The organism is Ferruginibacter yonginensis (assembly GCF_042651465.1).
Taxonomy (GTDB): domain Bacteria; phylum Bacteroidota; class Bacteroidia; order Chitinophagales; family Chitinophagaceae; genus Ferruginibacter; species Ferruginibacter yonginensis.
Genome location: NZ_JBHSCZ010000001.1, coordinates 244347 through 265782, shown reverse-complemented (window position 1 = coordinate 265782; position 21436 = coordinate 244347). Strand labels below are relative to the sequence as shown.

Annotated in this window: 11 protein-coding genes; 3 read left to right on the top strand and 8 right to left on the bottom strand. The window is 35.2% G+C overall.

What is annotated here, in order from left to right; all coding sequences use genetic code 11:
* Positions 1–2 precede the first annotated feature (2 nt).
* From ACFOWM_RS01095 to ACFOWM_RS01060, 8 genes are all read right to left on the bottom strand, one after another.
* Positions 3–959: a pectinesterase family protein gene (locus tag ACFOWM_RS01095; RefSeq protein WP_379705840.1), complete on the bottom strand. Its 957-nt coding sequence runs from the start codon at positions 957–959 to the stop codon at positions 3–5.
* A gap of 4 nt (positions 960–963) precedes the next feature.
* Positions 964–1737, bottom strand: a complete 774-nt coding sequence (locus tag ACFOWM_RS01090) for a rhamnogalacturonan acetylesterase (protein WP_379705837.1) — start codon at positions 1735–1737, stop codon at positions 964–966.
* An 8-nt stretch (positions 1738–1745) separates the two neighbouring features.
* Positions 1746–3167, bottom strand: a complete 1422-nt coding sequence (locus ACFOWM_RS01085) for a pectate lyase family protein (protein ID WP_379705834.1) — start codon at positions 3165–3167, stop codon at positions 1746–1748.
* A gap of 93 nt (positions 3168–3260) precedes the next feature.
* Entirely contained in the window at positions 3261–5039 is a 1779-nt protein-coding gene (locus ACFOWM_RS01080; RefSeq protein ID WP_379705831.1) for a RagB/SusD family nutrient uptake outer membrane protein, read from the bottom strand.
* Positions 5040–5060: 21 nt separating this feature from the next.
* Positions 5061–8273 (bottom strand): SusC/RagA family TonB-linked outer membrane protein, encoded by a 3213-nt coding sequence (locus ACFOWM_RS01075; RefSeq protein ID WP_379705828.1) that lies wholly within the window; start codon positions 8271–8273, stop codon positions 5061–5063.
* 281 nt (positions 8274–8554) lie between these two features.
* Entirely contained in the window at positions 8555–13135 is a 4581-nt protein-coding gene (locus ACFOWM_RS01070; RefSeq protein WP_379705825.1) for a pectinesterase family protein, read from the bottom strand.
* A gap of 10 nt (positions 13136–13145) precedes the next feature.
* Positions 13146–15662 (bottom strand): T9SS type A sorting domain-containing protein, encoded by a 2517-nt coding sequence (locus tag ACFOWM_RS01065; protein WP_379705822.1) that lies wholly within the window; start codon positions 15660–15662, stop codon positions 13146–13148.
* A gap of 70 nt (positions 15663–15732) precedes the next feature.
* On the bottom strand, positions 15733–17655 hold the full coding sequence (locus ACFOWM_RS01060; protein WP_379705820.1) for a T9SS type A sorting domain-containing protein: 1923 nt from the start codon (positions 17653–17655) through the stop codon (positions 15733–15735).
* A 241-nt stretch (positions 17656–17896) separates the two neighbouring features.
* Between ACFOWM_RS01060 and ACFOWM_RS01055 the strand changes: the two genes are divergently transcribed.
* Genes ACFOWM_RS01055 through ACFOWM_RS01045 form a run of 3 tightly spaced genes read left to right on the top strand, consistent with a single transcriptional unit; the run spans position 17897 to position 21421 of the window.
* Positions 17897–18925, top strand: coding sequence for a LacI family DNA-binding transcriptional regulator (locus ACFOWM_RS01055; RefSeq protein WP_379705817.1), 1029 nt, complete (start codon positions 17897–17899; stop codon positions 18923–18925).
* 4 nt (positions 18926–18929) lie between these two features.
* Positions 18930–19385, top strand: a complete 456-nt coding sequence (locus tag ACFOWM_RS01050; protein ID WP_379705814.1) for a hypothetical protein — start codon at positions 18930–18932, stop codon at positions 19383–19385.
* A gap of 59 nt (positions 19386–19444) precedes the next feature.
* The gene (locus ACFOWM_RS01045) at positions 19445–21421 is read left to right on the top strand and encodes a PAS domain-containing sensor histidine kinase (RefSeq protein ID WP_379705812.1); all 1977 of its coding nucleotides are present in this window, start codon (positions 19445–19447) and stop codon (positions 21419–21421) included.
* The last annotated feature ends 15 nt before the right edge of the window (positions 21422–21436 follow it).

Here is a 21436-nt window from a genome sequence, read left to right as displayed (position 1 = left end):
AATTAAGGTTGCCAATCACCTAAAATATTATTTAATGTAAATTTTTTAACCTCTTCATCATTTAATTGTTTGCTCCATTTTACCCTTGTGGCAGCACTAGCACCTATACCTTTGCTATTGTATTCGGCATACCTTGCCGTTGCTTCATTGCTAGGGTTTTTCCAGTTGTTCCAACCATCAGGATTAATGTGTTTACCCAAAGTGCAATTAATATAAGTTACACTTGCAGTGGGGCTCCATGGCCTACCCAATGATACGTTGTTGATATTATCATCAGCCGTTAGGTTGCAATCAAAAAACACAAATCCAAATGGTATGATACTATTGGTTGATGCAGCCGTTACATGCGAATTTTTTTTAGAATGAATGTGACAGTTTTTAAACACAGCTGTAGCTGCACCAAAAATAAAATCAGTAGTACCTTCAATGTAACAGTCTTCAAAATATTGCTTTACACCCGAGCCACTCAAAAAAAGTACATCTTGAAAGCCTGTAAATCGGCAGTTTTTAAAAGCCACTCTATTACTTTCTACCCTTACTGCTACTGCTTGTCCGGCTGTAAAACCTGCATTATTTTCAAAATGAATATTGGTAGCTTTAAAATCATTCGCATAAATAAAAACAGTAGCGCAGGTCCAAGTGTTTAATGTATCACCATTGGGTAATTTTGTACCTGCATGGTTGTTGTAGGTGATGGTAACATCGGCATTAGGTTCACCCATTAAATGCACAAATTGTTTTCTACTATCTACCACTACGGTTTCTTTATAAATACCTCTTTTTACCAAGATGGTAATGGGCGTTGTATTGGGCGTAGGCAGTGCATCTAAAGCAGCTTGAACTGTTGTAAAATCTGCTTTACCAGTTTGTGCCACAACAATTTGCTTTTGTGCAAATGCGGTAATGCTACTAACCATTATTAAAACAACCAATACATATTTTTTTGAAATAGATCGCATGAAATTATTTTTTGGGAGCAGGAACAATGATTCTTGATGCAATATCAGGACAACTACTTTGCAATGCTTTTAAAATAAGTTGCGCCACTAAACGAGCTCCAAGTTCATTAAAATGGGTATTATCATTTTTACCTTCTGGATAATTTGGATGCTCACCTGGTTGTAATTGTAAAAATAGTAAGGTCGAATTTTTTTCACCGAATGATTGATACAAAGCTTTCGTTTGTTCATCAGCATCAATAAAAAGTACATTGGTTTCTTTTGCAATGCTGCGAACAATGGCTGAATATATTTCATGTGTTTCCACAGCATTACCTTGTTTATCAAATTTTCTTCTACTTACTGGTGTGAGTAAAATAGGTGTTGCATTTTTTGCTTTAGTTTCGTTAATGAACCTTAATATATTGGTTTTATATTCTTCCGGAGTGGTGTAGCGTTCTACTTTTTCTTTTGATTCATCATTATGGCCAAACTGAATAATAACATAATCTCCAGCAGTTACATTATCAATGATACTGCTCCATAAACCTTCGCTGATAAAGGTTTTAGTACTTCGGCCATTTTTAGCTTTGTTAACAATGCTAACAGAACTATCAAAAAAATATTGAAAAGGCATGCCCCAACCTGTTTCGGGGTAAGCTTTGGTTTCTTTAATAGCCATGGTACTATCACCTGCCATAAAGATGGTAATTTTCTTTTTTTCAAGTGGCTGTTGAACAGCAATGAATATTGAAAAAAGTAACATTACACTTGATTTTGAAAAAAATACATTCATCATACTGTAAATTATTTTACCAAACTATTTAAGTAGATTTCGATATTGGTATAATGTTGTGAAGTGCTTGTATAAGAAGCATCTGCTGCGTTATTCGGATTTAATTGATGGGCAATTTCCCAGTCATCTGGCATACCATCTTGATCAGTATCTTTCAAAACATTTCCTTGTTTCAGCAATGGCCAAGCGTTTAAAGTAGTTTCATAAGCCGTGCCATGTGCATAACCGCCTTGTACATCAATAAACCTACCTGTTCTATTTTTTACATCGTTAATAATTCTGGCATCAAGTGTATCTCTTATAGGTGCTGTGACACCAACATTATTCAAAATGTATAGATAAGCTTCTGTTGCTGTTTGAGTGGTAACATTCATAAATGCTAATGGCTGTGTTATTTGAGCAGCCAACTTATCATCTGGTTTACCTTTTTCCATATCAACCCCTTTCCAGTTAGCTTGGGTATTTTCGGGTGAACCATCAACATAATTTCCATTTACATAAAATTTACCAAAAGGTATTTTGCCATCAATTTTATAAGGGTTTGCAATTCGAAATTTAACCGTTGCTTTCGTTGATGGGCCATACTTGTAATAATTATTTACAATATTATAAGTACCCCCTTCGCCTGCATAGACGTTATTATCGCCCCAATTATAAATTACATTATTTCGAAAATCAACATTCTCTTCATCAATATTACGGATACCATCAAAACGGGGTGTTCTGTTTTTACAATGTGCAAATAAATTGTGGTGAGCAGATAAATGCCTGCCCCCCCAAATGCCACCATAGCCATGCTTTTCATAATCAGCATCACCTGTTTCAAAATGGTATGAATAATTTAATGGCTCTGCAATGAGGTTCCACTGTAAGGTAGTACTATCGCCATTGTATACACTAAATACTTCATCAGTACTCCAACTCATACTACAATGATCAATAATAATATTTTTACGTTTAGTACCACCAAATGCATCGTCTGCTCCATTACCATCAACCATACCACCTTTTTGATTTTTATCGCCCATTCTAAATCGTACAAAACGCACAATAATATTATTACCAGCTAATACCACTGGTGCATCAGCAAAACAAATGCCATCACCAGGCGCTGATTGCCCAGCAATGGTACAATTACCAGCAATATTTAATTTACTATTTAGATGTATTGTGCCCGACACTGCAAATACAATCACTCTGTTTTCTTTTTTTACAGCCGCTGCTCTAAAGCTCCCTTCACCATCATCTTTTAAATTGGTAACAATATAAACCTTACCACCTCTACCGCCTGTTGTATACTTTCCAAAGCCTTCAGCACCAGGAAAAGCCACAGGGCCATCATCGTTAAGCATGTTACCCAACTTATTTTGTGGTGTGCAATGGCTATTGATAAATAATATGGTTAAAAGAATTAAAGATGGTATGCTTTTCAATGGAAGAAATTTAAACGATGCGATGGTCAAGAAAAGCAAGGCTGTCTTTCAATAAAGAACAGCCTTGTTGAGATTAAACCAAAATCAAAAGTATTAATAACCGTAATCTTGTGTTAAAGCTGGGTTTGCGTCTCTTGCAGATTGAGGAATTGGCAATAATTCGCTTTTACCAGGTGTAAATGCAATAGCATAGTATGGAATTATTGTAGTAGTAATTGCACTTCCTAACCATGATACTGAAGTAAACGTAGTTGTTGGTGGTGTTGGGGTTACTGAAGGACGGTAATAAGAACCAGCCCAAACTAAGCCTGTAGTAACTAATTTATTATAGTACATATTGGCTGGGTAACCGCTCCATGGCAAACCTGTTCTGCTAGCCATTATTGGTAACAATGCTTTTGTTTCATTAATTTTTGTACCCAATAAGTTCCAGCGAATTAAATCGTATTTACGAATACCTTCGCCGCCTAACTCAAGTGCTCTTTCTTTTACAATTGCATCAAAAAAGCCTGAATAAGTTGATGGTGTAACACCAATTAAAGGATCATTCAATGGAAATGCTCTTTTACGAACGGTTTCAAAAGCCAATTTAGCAGCAGCTGTAGGGCCTTGGTTGATTTCGTTTTCTGCTTCTGCAAACATCAACAATACATCTGAGAAACGTAAAATTGGCCAGTTAACGCCAAAGTATTGTGCTGCAGAGGTTAATACATTAGGAGAAATCCAATCTCTTCTAAACTTACCATCAACAATGGTTGCGCCAGAACGACCGGTATAAGTATTACCAACATTGATATTGTAAGGAGCACAGGTTACATCTCTACGAGCATCTGTAGAATCAAACATATAAAAATAGTTAGGCAATATTGTTAGGGCACCATTACCTAAACTATTATAACGAGGGCCATTGTAATAACCCAATTTACTATCACCAGTTGCACTGCTACCACCAGCCATGGCAACTTCAAATATTACTTCGCCATTTGGTTCAATTTTATTGGCGCAAATATTATCTTTCCAAACTGCTTGAAAGCTAGGGTTTAATTTATGATCAGCCGGACGAGCCATAATAGCAGCACACTCATCTCTTGCAATGGTGTAATAAGTTAAGTAATTACTACCTCTTTCCATTTGACGGTTTACACGTAGTGAATAACCACCACGGTACAAGGCAATACGAGCTCTTAATCCTCTTACTGCACCTTGTGTAATACGCTCATCAGATGGTACTTCTGTACGCCATGGTACTAAGGTTTCAGCAACGGCTAAGTCTGCAATAAGGCGGTCATAAATAGAATCTCTATTCATTTTCGGTTTGAACAAATTAGTTTGTGTAAACGATGGTTCAAATTGCATAGGTACATCACCCCAGTTTCTGATCAACTCAGTAGCCAATAATGCTCTTAAGGTTAATGCCTCACCATGCATTCTTCTTAAATCTTTCTTTTCTTGTGCATTACCCGTTTCGTATTGTGCCATTTTAGGAATGTAATAAATACACAAGTTGGCTCTTTCAATACCTAAATACATTTGGTTAAATGGTGCAGACAATTGCGTATTTGCCGGTGTAACATTATAATGTGCAATATCCCTACGTTCACCATCAGGGTAAGGCGTACCACCTTGTCCCATCATAATATCATCATCTAAAGTATAGTACATACTTAAGCGAATACCGTAGCCATTATCGCCTGTAAGTGTAGCATACGTACCATAAATTGCTTTTAAAGCATTGGTAGGATTATCGAATGTAAGCTCTGGTGCAAAGTATGATTCAGGTGCTACGTCTAAATATTTTTTACATGAAACGATGCTGATAGTTGCTATTGCAAAAGCACCGATGATGAATTTTTTGTTAAAGAAATTTTTCATTTTTTACTTTTTTAATAGGTTTTATAAACTAACATTTACACCAACAATATAAGAACGACTCTTAGGATATGCTGAATAGTCAACACCAGGTGTTACTGGTGATGATCTTCTTGCACTCACTTCAGGATCGTAACCAGAGTAATTAGTGAACACTTTTAAGTTGTTCACTGTGCCATAAATACGGAAACGACTAATACTAGCACGTTTTGTAAATGATGCTGGTAAAGTATAACCTAATGAAATATTATTTATTCTTAAGAAAGAGCCTTTTTCAACTGCCCATGAATGTAATACAAATGATTGAGCGGCTGTACTTGGTGTCCATATTTTAGCATTTGTATTTAGTGCCGCCAATGTTGCTGGATCTCTCACAAAATTACCCTGAGCGTCAACGTTTGTCCACCTGTCCTTAACGATTGAAAGTAAATTAGAATTTGGTGTATACCCACTAGTAAATTCTAATTTGTTGGCATTATAAACATCGTTACCTACTTGAAAGTTAACAAACACACTCATATCCCAGTTTTTGTAAGTAAACTGCTGGTTAAAGCCACCAAAATATTTAGGGTTTGCATTACCAATAATGGTTCTATCGTTGGTTGCATCAATTACAGAGTCACCACTTAAGTTTTTAAATTTTAAAGTACCTGGCTGCGGTGCAACTGAAGTAACAGCTTGGTTATTCGCAACGCCTGCTTTTAAAGTATATACTTGGGTGGTTGGGTTATAGTTAAAGTCATCCAATGTATAAAAACCATCTGTAACATAACCATACATTGAGCCCACTGGGTCGCCTACTCTTACAATATAATCAGCAGGGTTTGAGTTTAAACCCCAACCAGAATTTTGTAAGAAGAAGTTTGCACCGCCTAAACTTCTAACGGTATTTTTATTGTAAGAGATGTTGAAGCTACTTGTCCAAGTAAAATCTTTCTTTTGTATTGGCGTTGCTACAACTTGAAATTCAATACCCTTGTTTTGAGTTGATCCTTTATTTTGAATTTGATTGGTGTATCCACTTTGTACCGGTATTTGTACTGATAATAACAAATCTTTTGAAATGTTTTTATAAGCATCAATAGTTACATTAATTCTGTTATTAAGAAAACTAAGATCTAAACCAAGGTTTTGTGATATTGTTTTTTCCCATAACAAATCTGGGTTTGCTAATAACGTTTGTGGTATTAAACCAATAGTACCTGCATTATTAATACCATAAGTAGTACCCGTAACAAAAACAGTTTCGTATAAGTAATCAGGTATTCTATTGTTACCAGCTTCTCCATAACTCACTCTCAATTTAGCATCATTCACTACAGATTTGATTTTACTAAAGAATTTTTCTTCAGATATTTTCCATGCGAATGAACCAGATGGGAAGAAGCTGTAACGATTTTCTTTTGAGAATTTTGATGAACCATCTGAACGTGCAGATAAGGTTAATAAATATTTATTATCTCTTGAATAATTAATACGTCCGAATGCAGACGCTACCCTACTAGTTACTTCAAAAGTACGAGGCGTACCTACAACAGATGTACCTAAACTCATATTTGCAAATGCATATTGAGGTTTTGTATTTGATGGAAACAAACGAGCCTCTATGTATTGAGATTTATCTGTACGGTCATAAATTTCTTGACCTAACAAAGCTGTTATATTATTACGTTTTGCAAAACTAGTTTTTTGATTACCATTTGTGTATGTTAATACATTTGAGTTGTTGTAGGTGATTCTTTTAGTTGTGTTAATACTTGCTAATGGTAAATTTGAACCATTTAAACGAGAGTTGTTTGATAATGAATCGTCAAATGAATTTAAAGCACCATTGGTAATATCGTAACCGAATGTTGTTTTAAATGATAAGAAGTTGGTTAATTTTAAAGTAGCGTAAGTGCTGATATTAATTACCTCTGTTTTATTTTTTCTATATTCAGATTCATTATAAGCTATCGGGTTTACCAATGATAAACTATTACCATTTGTTTCTTGTGCATAAGCAGGGTCATAGTCATTAATATCTTGTTGACCGATTAATAACGGACGATATTTTACTGATTGACGCAAACGGTTTGTTGAAGCTGAAGAACCATCAGCAGAAGTACCTGCACCATTTACAGTAGTAATATTGTAACGAGTACTTACCCCCACTTTTAAACGGTTATTTGCTTGATGATCTAAACTAAAATTGAATAATTTTCTATCGAAACCATTGTTTAATAGCACACCTTCTTCTTTGTTTGAAGTTGCACCAAAATTAAATTGTGTTGCTGCAGAACCACCTGATACGCTTATATTATGGCTAGTAAATTTTGCATTTCTGCCAAACATTTCGTCTTGCCAATCAATGAAAGGCACGTTTTGAAAATTCTTTATAGTATCCCAAGTAGTACCGTAATTTCTTAAAAAATTCGTACTATCAGCAGTTCTTCTGCTACGTTCGTATTGGTATTTTACAAATTCGTAGGGATCTAAAACACTTAATTTTTTAGGTAATTGTCTAATACCATAAAAACCATTATAACTAATTATTGTTTTACCATTTTTACCTTTTTTTGTAGTGATTATAACAACACCATTACTACCACGAGCACCGTATATTGCAGTAGCTGATGCATCTTTCAGTACATCTACACTTTCAATATCTTGAGGTGATAAAACGCTGAGTGCATTTTCAACTTGCACCCCATCAACAATGTATAAAGGCGCATTATCTTGTGTAATGGAACCACCGCCACGTACACGTATGGTTACTTCTGAACCTGGCTTACCTTCTGTAGAAGTTAATTGTACACCAGCTAAACGACCCGTTAATGCTTCAGCTGCTGAGTTAACAGGGATATCTTTAATTTGTTTAGCGCCTACTGATGATACAGAACCGGTAAGATCTTTACGTTTGATGGTTTGATAACCAATTACTACAACTTCATCGCCAGTTACTGCATTTGATTGTAATGTAACGTTGATAGTAGTTTTGTTACCTATTGTTTCGGTAACGCTTTTTTGCCCTACAGATGAAAATACTAAAGATTTTACATCGTTTGAGGTTTCAATGGTGTAGTTACCATCAGCATCCGTTTTTGTTCCTTTGGTAGAACCTTTTTGTAGTACTGAAACACCAGAGAGAGGGTTTCCATTTTCGTCAGTTACTTTACCTTTAATGGTTTTAGTTTGTGCAAATGATAATACAGTTGCAAAAACAAAAAAGGTAAACAATAAAATCCGTTTACGCATAAAACTAGTTTGGTTGGTGATAATGTTTGGTTTTAAATTTTAGTCTGTTCAATTTCTACCCAATGCTACTCATTTAACTTTGAAGTAACATTAAGTTAACCATAATTTTTTACGCAATCGTTCCCGATAACGATGTCATTTCACATGCAAAATTGAATTTTGTTCTTCAGTTCAAATAACATTTAAACGATACCATTTCAACATCTTTTTAAAATTTATTTCAATAAAAAAACCGACTGAAATTTCAATCGGTTTTTTATTCATCTAAAACTACAACTGTACTATTTTTTATAAATCACCAAGCTCGTTTTTTGGTTGTTATTTACAAATACCAATGTATATGTTCCTGCAGCAACATTTAAAGGTATATTGGTTTGAATGCTATTGGCTTTTACTTTCCATAAAGCAACTTGTTGACCACTATTGTTAAATAACATGAGCGTAGCATCATCCGCTGCTATACTATGATTTACAGTTAATGTTGTTTGTACTGGGTTTGGATAAACAGCTATAAAACCCTTTGCGTTATAAGTAACTTTTACAATTTTGCTGTAACTAAATTGGCCATTGAAATCAACTGATTTTAACCTGTAATAATTATCACCTATAAATGGTTTAACATCAGTAAGATGATAGCTTTGGGTATTATTGATTGCATTGACTGTACCAATGGTTTCAAAAGTGTTTCCGTTACTACTTTTTTGTATTTGGTAATGTTGTAAGTTTAGTTGGTTACTCACGTTCCAATTTAGATCTACAACTGTAGGTTTTTGAACCGCATTGAATGATAATAATGTTACAGGTAACACTACAGCGTTTACAGTACTTGTAACACCAAATGGAGAAAAGTTGTTAAAGCCTGTACCTGTTCGGCTAAATACATTCGCTGATACAGTAGTTACAGCACCAAAGCCACCATTATAATCAATAACAGTACCATCAGAATGCACTACACTTGCATTGTTACTATTGAATAAACTGTTTTGTTCAGCTGCATTCCATTGCAATGTAATGGTTGCATTAGAGCCACCAACAACATCTTCAGCAATATTCCAAATACGATTCACCGATGAATCTGCTTGTGGTGCAACATTAATTCCAGCTGGTAAACCTGCTGCAACGTTTACACTAAAATTATCAACCGTTCCGCTGTTATTTAATAAAACTGGGGTATAACTACTTGCACTAATACCAACAGGAAATGTAGTATTGGTACTTCCAATATTGGTTAATTTTAAAGCACCCACACCATTCGTAACTATAAATTTACTTGCATTTGCACCTAATATTGATGCAGTGCTGATATTATTATTACCAATACTTAGGTTGCCATTTGTAAGGGTTAAGGTAGATGCTAATTGTGTGTTATTTGATAAACTTAGGCCAGCAGCATTGTTAACAGTAATGCTATTGGCATTTGCTGGTATTAATGCGCCAGTAGTTTGTGCAGCTGCACCATTAAAAATGAAATTACCTGTGGTACCAAAAGCTTTGGTGCCACTTACGTTAATGTTACCATCTAAACCATTAAGGGCTGCGCTACTAATAGTTGCATTGTTACCCATTGTAAATGCACCACTGCCACTTATTACCCTTGTGCCCATTGTTAAGCTACCATTTACGATGGCACCAAAACCTGCTGTTGGTAATACCAAATTACTATCAAGAGTGTAAGTACCATTGAATAAAATATTGGTATTGTTTAAAGTATTACCACCGTATTTAAATGATTTTGAATTACCTGTTAATTGTAATGCCAAGGTACTGCCCGATGGAACGTTTGAATTAAATGTACCACCCGTTACGCTAAAATCGCCACCTATTGTGAGCGTATCCACTACAGTTCCGCCTTCTCTAAAGTTCATAATACCACCCGTTTGGTAATACCCTCCAGGAAAAGTAGTTTTTACACTTGCATTATGAAACGAAATATAAGTGCTACCAGAACTAACCAAAGTAAAACTACCTAATACATTTGATGATAAATTGCCTCTAAAAGCATAGTAACCACCTTGTGCAGGACAGTTCCATACAATGTTGCCATATGTAACGTTGGCTTTAAAGATGCCAGTTTGGTTGCTTGTAATACCTGTTACATTAAAAGTTGAGCCTGCCCTACCTACTAAATTGGCAGGTGTGTTATTACTATTCGTATTATGCTGGTAAGTACCGCCATTGTTAATAAAAACACTATCGCCAGTATTACTCAAATTCATACTAGTAGTACTATTGATCAATGTTCCGTTAATAACAATTGATACATTACCATTGGTACCTAAAACACCTGCAGCAGTCATAGTACCATCAATTTGTAAATCAGTAGTTGTGGTTGATGGAGCACCATCATTAGCAATATTTAATGTAGCGCCATTGGCAACTATTAACTGGCCACCTTCTTTAATTTTTGTAAGATGTATATAGCCAGAACCATTAGCTAATGTTGATGAAATTGTAACGGTATGTCCACTCAAAATAGAAGCCGTGCCTGAGTTGTCGTATACCGGGTATGCAGGTGCAGGGTAAACCCATGCCGTTCCATCATACCTTTCCCATGTATTTACATTTGCCCATTCACCAGATTGATGGGTTTGATAATCACCTGCTAATGGGTTTAATGTAGTGTAACCTTTTACATGTACATTTTTAAGTTTTGCATAACGGTTACCTGTACTGCTACAACTATTATATATTCTAAAGGTTAATGTTTCGTTTGCATTTAAATTTATACCAGCTGAATTATTAATTGCAAACCTGTAATTGGTATTTGTACCAGTTGTTTCGTTCACTAATAATATGGGTGAACCAAAGCTTGCACCTACAACATCAGTAGAATCAGCCGTTGTAAAACCTGTTTTTGAATATACTATTGCAAACCTTGTATTACTACTTGTATTAAAAAAGCTTGCATTTAAAATAATTGAATCAATATGTACCGTATGGGTAGCACCAGCTTTTACCTGAAATTGTTCGTATATCGTTCTTGATAAATTGCCTCCATTTCCGCCTGCTGCAATGGTCCATAAACCATTGGCTGTAGTTGCATAAGCTTGGCCAAACTGAGTTGAATACGCCGGCACAGGTACTGAACCTGCTAAAGTTACTCCATCAGATAAAACCAATCTACTAAAAGTAGGTGTGCTGGCTAGTACACCTGCGGCACGAACGGCCACACTATCAGTGTTATCAGCATTTAAAGGCCAATATTGTATAATACCAATAGCATTTAAAGCTGCTAACTGTGTGGTACCATTTACGGGTACATTTACATTGGTAGCGCCTGTAGATGTATGTGTAATGTTACCATTATATGTACCTACAACATTTGCATTAAGTCTTACTGAAATATTTGTATTTGCTATTGAGCCCGCTGTTGGCGTAAGCACAATGGGCGTACTGCTGTTATTCCAAGATATACCGTTGTTAATTGATATTTCAAAATTGGCAGGCGCAGTAATGGTAATATTATCGGATAGGTTTACACCACTTACGGTATAAGTTTGTGGGTTTGATGGACTACCAACTGATTGTGTAAAGTTGCCTAAAGTACCTGCTGTAGTAATGGTTGGTACACTTGTTACTATTAATGTATCAGTAGTGTGGGCAGTAAAACCTGGTTTTGAGGCTCTTACAAAATAATAATAACTTCCGCCTGGAGGTGGTACAGCCTCAGCATAATTGAAATTAATAGCGGTATCATTAGCTGCAACTTGCGTATTGATGATTGAAAATGATACGTTGTTGCTACTTCTATATAAATCATATTGTATACCTGTTTGTGGCCAACTAATATTCCAATTAAAGTTTGATGTATTAGCAACTTTATTGGTTCTAAAATTAGCAACAGCAATATCAGGAGTAATGGTTGTACATATGTTAGGATAAACAGCACAAGGATCCCACCCTGTAAACATATTTGCAATGGTGAAATTACTTGAGTCGGTTACATTGTATTGCAACGACCATGGTGCCCTGCTAGCAATACTAACAGCATTTCCGTTGAAATGTCTTGAATTGTACTCGGCATTGGTAAGGTTAGCTGTAACGGTATTGGCATCCCAAGTTGACCAACCTGCTGGTTGAATATGACTGCTCATAATGGCACTTAAAAAAACACATTTTTGTCTGGTTAAAGCCTCAGAAGGGCTTGGCCATGGACGACTTAAAAAATAAGATGTTGTACCTACATTATTATACAGTTTTGCATCTTTAAAAACAAAACCATATGCTTGCCCAACTGGTGTATTGGGTGCTGTAATAAATGAGCTACTTGTACCTACCCTAGTTTTTGCGTACACTACACAATTATCAAAATAGGCAACTGAACTTCCAAAAATAAAATCAATATTACCATCTATATAACAATCTTTAAAATAAGCCCTGGGCGTACCATTACCTTTTAAATAAACCGTATCTTGATTCGCTAAAAACCTACAGTTTTTAAACGCTGCTCTATCTGCATTTACCAATACAGCTACTGCTTGTGAACCATCGCCGTAGGTATTGGCAAACGTAATATTAAAGGCAGAAAAATCATTGGCATTTATGGTAAAGCTGGCTGAGTTTTGTGTACCTAAAACGGTTGCCGGGTCATCATAATAAACAAATACGTTGGCAACACTTTCGCCTATTAATTGTATAAATGGTTTATTAGAGGCAATGGTGATTTTTTCACGGTACTTACCGTTTTTAATAAAAATTTTATATGGCGTAGTTGACCCAGTAGGTGCTGCATTGATAGCAGCTTGCACTGTAGTATAATTTCCGGAACCATCTGGTGCAACAATTAAATCATACGTTTGTGCATTGCCGAACGTAGCATAAAATATGCATAAAATTAGTGGTAATAATTTTTTGGTTAGCATGGTTAAAAGTTTAGTCGATTTTTATGAACTGGGTTGAAATTGTTTGGTTGTTTTGGTAAAGGGTAATATTGTAAATACCTGATGCTAGGGCAGCAACATTCATTTTTAGCGTACGGTTATTATTTACATTTTGCTGCATCACTTTCATTCCTATACTGTTTGTGATAACCAGCTTTGCATCACTTACATTCGTATTTATATTAATACTCAATACATTTTTAACAGGTGAAGTAACAGTTAACAAACTTTGCTTATTGTTATTAATTACTTTTTTAATGTCGCTGTAATAAAAACTACCATCAACATCGTACGTTTTTAAACGATAATATGATATGCCTTCATAAGGTGTTTCATCAATAATTTGATAACTGTGATTACCACTTGTATTAAATGCTGCAACAGCATTTCCAACTTTTATAAAATTTGTTTGATTGGTACTTTTTTCAACTTCAAATGAAGCCGTATTAATTTCGTTAGTGGTTTGCCAATTAACCCTTACTTTTTTATTATTAAGCGTTGCGTTAAATGACAACAAATTGAGGGGTAAAATAAAGCTAGCCTTACTACCAAAATAAAATGTACTAAAACTATTGGTTTGAAATTCTAAAAAATAACCATTATTGTAACTACCATAAATACCTGTAACCGTTGGTATTATTGTAATGTAACCTGCTGACAAATCAGCTGAACAATTACTACCATTTACTTTTAAAATAGCGATATCGTTAATTGAAGTAATAGTGTTATCAGCAGCTATTAAATCATTCAACTCAGTTTGACTTATATACAACCTTACTGTAACAGGTGCAGTGATAAGTGCCGGGTTTTGTGGCGTAATAGCAATAGCTCTATTTAAGTAAGGTTTATTAGTGCTTGCATCAACCCGTATGGTATTTGTGGTGTAATAAGCAACATCAAACAAACCCATGTTACCGTTATCTAAAATTGCCGCTGCAATATTATTTGAGTCAGATGCAGCTAAGTAATAAGCTGATTCACTAGCACTAAAAATAGTATCTCTTGCAAACAACCAATTACCTGAATTGATTGATGCAATTTTTTTAGTAGTAATACATGTATTAATTATGCCGGGTGCTACAATGGTATCACCATTTAAATAGGTTTCAATATTACTATAGCCTAATGTTGATTGGTACAAATTAGCATCAGTTGTACTGTTAGAATTGAGCCCACGTTGTGTTTCCCAAACATCTGGCATACCATCATGGTCAGTATCTGTTATAGTAGCACCTGCTGATAAAGTAGGCCATGCTGTTTGTGAGGTACTAAAGGGCGTATAAGTGGGGTAACCCGGATAACCACCTTGGGTATCAATTAAACGGCCTGTTCTGTTAATTACATTGTCTACTATCCGTTGATCAAGTGTATCTCTTACAGGCAAACTAGCACCTACAGATTGCAATACAGCATTATAACTGGTGATAGCATCCGTTGTATTGATTGGTATACTTACATTAATTTCAGTAGTTGATTTTGCTAAAGTGGTATCATTTAAAGTACCACCATTCATGGCTGCACCTAACCAATTACGTGCAGTTACAGCTGGGTAACCATCTACATAATTACCATCAACAAAAAATTTACCAAATGGTATGGTGGTCGTTTTGTACGGATTAACAATCATAGAACGTTTAATAACGCCGCTTGATGAACTTGAAGGTGAATTGATACCATATTTATAAAAATTATTAACTACGTTGTAAGCGCCACCTTCACCCCCATTAACTGTATAGTCGGCCCAGTTGTACAATACATTGTTTCTAAAATCAGCGGTATCAACAGCGGCATTTCTGATGCCATCAAAACGTGGCATACGCCCACGAATATGTGCATACAAATTATGGTGTATAGAAATATGCTTACCACTTTGAATACCGCCGTATGCATGTTGCTGAACTATACCACCTTCTGTATGATAATTATAATCCAACGGTTCGCTGATCATGTTCCATTGTAGGGTTACGCTATCACCTTTATAAACAGTTAAAGCTTCATCAGTACTCCAACTCATCGTACAGTGGTCAATAATAATTTTTTGACGACCACTTCCATTATCACCAAATGCATCATCCATACCTAAACCTGCGGCTTGGTTTTTATCGCCTAATCTGAATTTGATGTAACGAATAATCATGTTATTTGCTGCAATAGTAACAGGGTAATCAGCAATGCATATACCACCACCAGGTGCCGTTTGTCCTGCAATAGTTGTATTTGCTCTATTCAAACTCAAAGGGCTGTTCAACCTGATAGTGCCACCCACTCTAAATACAATAATTCTGTTGGGTGTTGATGGCGAATTATTGGTACATGCATAACGCAAAGTACCAACGCTACCATCATCAGTTAATTTAGTTACTTCAAATATACGTGGAGGGCTTGCTGCTGTTCCCCTACCCCCAGTTGTAAACTTACCAAAACCCTCTGCACCCGGAAAAGCAATAAGCTGGGCTTTTACATTGATGCATATTAATATGATGAAAATACTTGTAACGACATATTTCATTTTCCACAAAAATTAAAAAAGTGAAAATGGCAGACTATTAAAGCCTGCCATTGGATGTGATTGATTGAACTTATTTTTTTATAAAAATTTGATGTGTAGTAACATCGTTGTTGATGATTGTAACATTGTAAGTTCCTGCTTTTAATGAACTAACATCAACAGTATTAGTGGTAGTATTTTTTAAAGCTTGTTGTTGCATTATTTTTCTACCATCTAAACTGTACACTGTAACACTTGCATTGTTACGTAATAACGGGTAGTTTAATGTAATGTTTGATGTTGTTGGATTTGGGAAAACACTTAGGCTTGTTGTTTTTTGTGCTTTAACGGTAATAATATTACTGTAGTTTACTTTACCATCTAAATCAATCATTTTTAAACGGTAATAAGTTGTGTTGTTATTAGCAGCATCTAACCAGCTATAGGCATTAGTAGCGTTATTACGTGCTGCTACTGTGGCAACTTTTGTAAAATTAACTGCATTGGTACTGCGTAATAATTCAAACTGTTGAACACCTATCTCATTGTCGGTTGTCCAGCGAATATCATTTTGTTTGCCATTAAAATTTGCCGTAAAACTTGTTAAGGTTAGGGGCAACACACTTAAACTTGTAACTCCAAATGGAGAATACGAAGTAATGCCTGTAGCCCTTGCTACGTAAGGATCAGCAGCTGTACCACTTCCTGTAACTGTTGCAGGAAAATATTCATAAGCGCCAGCAGCATAATGCATAATTGAAACGGTACCAGCAGGGTCGAAACTAGCGCCTTGGTCAGCAGTTGTCCATGATAAACGAAGTGTATCATCTGCACTTGGTGCACCTGTAATATTAATATCCCATTGCTTTTGAACAGACTTTGATAAATCTGCTGGTGCATTATCAAAAGTATTTTTTACACTAGCGGTATAGGTTGCAGATGTACCGCTGGTATTTAACCTACTGATAATAGCATTATTTACAGCGCTGGTGCTGGTTTTAATAGGAAATAAAATACGTGTACCATCACCAGGCACTACTCTTTTAATGCTATTAGTTCCATTAGTGATTACTGAATTACCATTAAAGTTAAACACTGTTGCCAAACTAGCATCTAATTCGCCACCAGCAGCTATATTAATATTTGCTACACCTGGCAAAGTAGGTGAAGCATTAAAAGCAGCACCTGTAATAATTTTGCCAGTAGCGCCAATGTTTAAGTTAACAACGCCACTTGTTGGAGAAATAGCAGTTAAATTAGTTGCTGTTTGTGTTGAGGCAGCAAGGTTTAAAGTGCCGTTAATATTGTATGTGTAAGTTCCAAAGCCACTTCCTGAGCCAATTGAGTTATTATTAAAATAGCCATTTGCACTTGTAATTGTTACGGTTTTACCTGCATTAATATTTACGGTATAATTATCAGTAGTACCAGGATTATAAATAGCTGACAGGGCATAATTACCTGCAATATTGAATGTTACATTAGCATCAAAAGTTACATTTACTGGGTTAGGATTAGAACCAACAATTCTGCAACGGCCTAAAATATAGTTACCAGTACCCGTAATTAATACATTACGTGCAGCAACAGGAATTTCCAAAACAGTAGATTCTGAAGCTTGGCCAATGGTACCATTATTAATGATACCAAAATCAAGTGGTGATGTAAAGCCTGTACCGCCATTGTTTACTTTTAATACAAAGGCTGCTCCTCCACCTAACAAAGTAGCGCCGCTTTCAACGGTTAAACCTAGGGTATTTCTACTAGCAGCCATGGTTACTGTATGGCCACTACGTATGTACACATAATGCGTACCTGATGGTACACTAACTGCTGGTGTACCTGTACCTTGTGCGCCGGGTGTGTTTGAAGCATTGCCAGTAAAGGTTTCCCAAGTTGAGGTACTTGCCCATGACCCCGAAGCAACCGAGGCATAAATAGTGGGATTTTGTGCAAAAACCTGATTAAAACAAGCAACACATAAAATTAGTAACAGTGTAAAAGTAGATTTCATGAAAAATGAATTTTTGAGTGGTAAAAAGAATTCGGTTAATAAAAATATTTGATTTACAAATCAATCAAAATCATTTCTACGCAATCGTTCCCGATAACGTTACCATTTGAGTTTATCATCATTTTATAAAGTTTTTTTGATGAAGCCTGGTTTATTACACAACTATTTTAAAACAATGGCATAAAAAACAATTACCTAACTTTAAGTAGATTTTGAACGAATTAAAAGCGTTATTACCAACATGAAATTTGAAGCGGTTACAATAAAAGATATTGCCAAGGCTTTGGGTATATCTACATCAACAGTTTCGAGGGCATTAAGAGATAGTTATGAAATTAGCCCCGAAACCAAACAATTGGTTTTAGAATGTGCTGAAAAACTCAACTACCGCCCAAACCCCATTGCATTAAGCTTAAAAGAAAAACGCAGTCGTTCTATTGGCGTACTGGTTTGTGAAATTGCCAATAGTTTTTTTTCGCAAGTAATCAACGGCATTGAATCCGTAGCATATGATAAAGGGTATAATGTAATTATTACACAAAGCAACGAATCATTTGAAAGAGAAATTATGAACTTGCATTCACTTTCATCGAGATCAGTTGATGGCTTATTAGTGTCACTTTCAACCGAAACAAATGATTTAAGCCATTTAGAAATGTTACACAAAAAAGGGCTCCCTATTGTATTATTTGATAGGGTTACTGATGAAATTGAAACACACAAAGTTGTGGTTGATAATTTTAAAGGTGCTTATGAAGCTACTGAACATTTAATTCAAAAAGGATACAAACGTATTGCTGCCATTGCTAATTCAGAATTTTTATCAATTACCAATGAACGACTTGCAGGCTATAAAGAAGCACTGAATGCTTATGGTATTAAATACAACAAAAGCTATGTAAAACACTGTTTTTACGGAGGAATGGTTTTTTCGGAAATTGAAGATGCAGTCAACAAATTATTTACCTTAAAACAACGACCTGATGCCATTTTAGCAACCAGCGATAAACTCAGTAGTGGCTGTTTAAAAACGCTGTTAAGAAGAGGTATTGCTATACCGCAAGAAATTGCCTTAGCCGGTTTTAGCAACTCTGACTTGGCGGAATTACTAAACCCCTCATTAACCGTAGTAAGACAGCCAGCCATGGAAATGGGAAGGGCTGCTACTGAATTATTATTACAGCTCATTGAAAACAAACGCCCCGTGGTTCAGTTTGAAAAAAGAATACTAACACCTGAACTCATCATTGGCCACTCAACCATATTATAGCTGTATGTCATTTGCACTCAAACAACAAATACATAATACTATTTTAAATACCATTAACAGTAATATTACAAGGTTACAACAACAATTGCATGAGTTACAGCTAAGTGCAGCTAATGAAACAAAAAGTACAGCAGGCGATAAATATGAAACAGCATTAGCCATGCTACAAATTGAACAGCACAATACAAAAATACAGTTACAACAAGCGCTTGAACAAAAGGCAATGGTTGCAAATATTGACCCAACTAGTGTGCAAAAATCAATACAAAATGGTAGTTTAATAATTACAAGTGAAGGCTATTTTTATATTGCCGTAGCGATGCAAAAAATTATTATTAATCAAATTTCAATTTATCCATTATCGCTACAATCCCCACTCGGCAAAGCTTTCCTATCATTTAATCACAACAAACCCATCATCTTTCAAAACAAAATATATAACATACTGCAGGTTATGTAAAATTTGGCATGTTGGTTGTTGCAAATTTGAATTGCCTGTTTTAAAAATTACAACACATTATGGGGTATACAGATGCTAAGCATATAAAAGAATTAGCAACATTGTTTGATGATATTCATGCGTTAATAGCCATACTTAAAGGAAAAGACCACGTTTTACAATACGGTAACAAGTTATACTTCAAATCAATTAATCAATCTGAGAGTAATATTGGTTTACCCATCATTGAAATTATACCCGAGCTAAAAGAACAAGGTATCATTGAAATATTAGACACTGTATTTCAAACTGGCACTCCATACAAAATTGATCAGTTTCGAATTGAATTAAACATTGATGGTACAGGTGTTTTAACTGAAATGTATTTTAGTCTTGCGTATAACCCCATCAGAAATAATGAAGGTATTATTACGGGCATATTTGTACATGCCGTAGATATTACTGAACTAGTAAAAGCCAAATTAAATGCTGAACAAAGTAGAGAAGATTTAAACAACCTTATTTTAAATGCGCCTGTTGCAACAGCCATTTATTCTGGTAAAGAAATGATAGTTGAACTAGCCAACGATAAAATGATTGCACTTTGGGGGAAAGATAAAAATGTTACTGGAAAACGTTTGCAAGAGGTATTACCAGAATTAGAAGATCAGCCATTTTTTAGATTGCTTGACGAAGTGTACGAAACAGGTATTACGTACCATGCAAATGAACAAAAAGCAATTTTAGAAGTCAATAATAAATTACAACCATTTTGGTTTAATTTATCATACAAACCAATGTATGATAAAAATGGTAAAGTATACGGTATTTTAAACATGGCGCTGGATGTTACTTACCAAGTAGAAGCAAAACAAAAATTAGCGCAAGCAGAAGAAAAATTACGGAGTGCTATTGAAGTAGCTAATTTAGGTACTTGGGAGTTTGATATAAAAACAGGAGCAATAAAACTTAATAAAACCTTGCTTGATTGGAGAGGTATTGATCAATCGCAGGTAATAACTGTTGAAAATATTTTAGAAAATGCTTTTGATGAAGATGAAGTACTCCATCAAATACATAAAGCATTACAACCCGAAGCGAATGGTATCATTAATGTTGAATATGATATTATCAATCTTAAAACAAAAGAGCATCGCAGGCTACACTCACAAGGCAAAACGTTTTACAATGAGCAAAATGAACCAGTGCTAATGGCTGGTATTACACAAGATGTAACATTACAACGCTTAACAGAAAAGGAACTTGCTGATAAAGTGGCACAAAAAACGGCAGATGTTGCTAATGCCAACAATGATCTTCGTCAACTGAACGCAAATTTGGAGCAATTCGTATACGTTGCTAGTCATGATTTACAAGAGCCATTACGAAAAATCAATATTTTTTCTGACATGCTCTTGAACAGCAAAGCTGAAATTAGCGACGAAGGAAAAATCTACATTGAAAAAATTGAAAAAGCAGCAAAACGAATGTCGCTTTTAATAAACGACTTGTTAGAGTTTTCAAGAGTAAGTTCAAAAGAACGCATTTTTGTTCCTACAGATTTAAATAAAATTATAAATGATATTAAAGTAGATTATGAATTATTGATCAAACAAAAAAATGCTACGTTAGATTTTGCCAACTTACCTCAAATTGATGCCATACCATTGCAGATGAATCAACTGTTTTATAACCTAATTGGTAACGCATTAAAATTCACAAAAGATGATACAGCTTCTGTTATAAAAATTACTTGTAATATTCTTAATAAAGAAGAAGTAGCAGCATTAAAATTAAATTCACTTTACACCTACTGTAGCATCAAAGTAATTGATAATGGTATTGGCTTTGATCAAAAATATGCTGCTCAAATATTTGAAATTTTTCAACGCTTACATGGCAAGCAAGAGTACGCTGGTACAGGTATTGGCTTAGCATTAGCAAAAAAAATAGCTGATAACCATGGGGGTGCTATTAGTGCATCGTCACAACCCAATAATGGCGCTACGTTTAATGTTATTTTACCCATAAACAGAAAGATTTTTGTAGAAGCGTAAAAAAAAATTAATAAA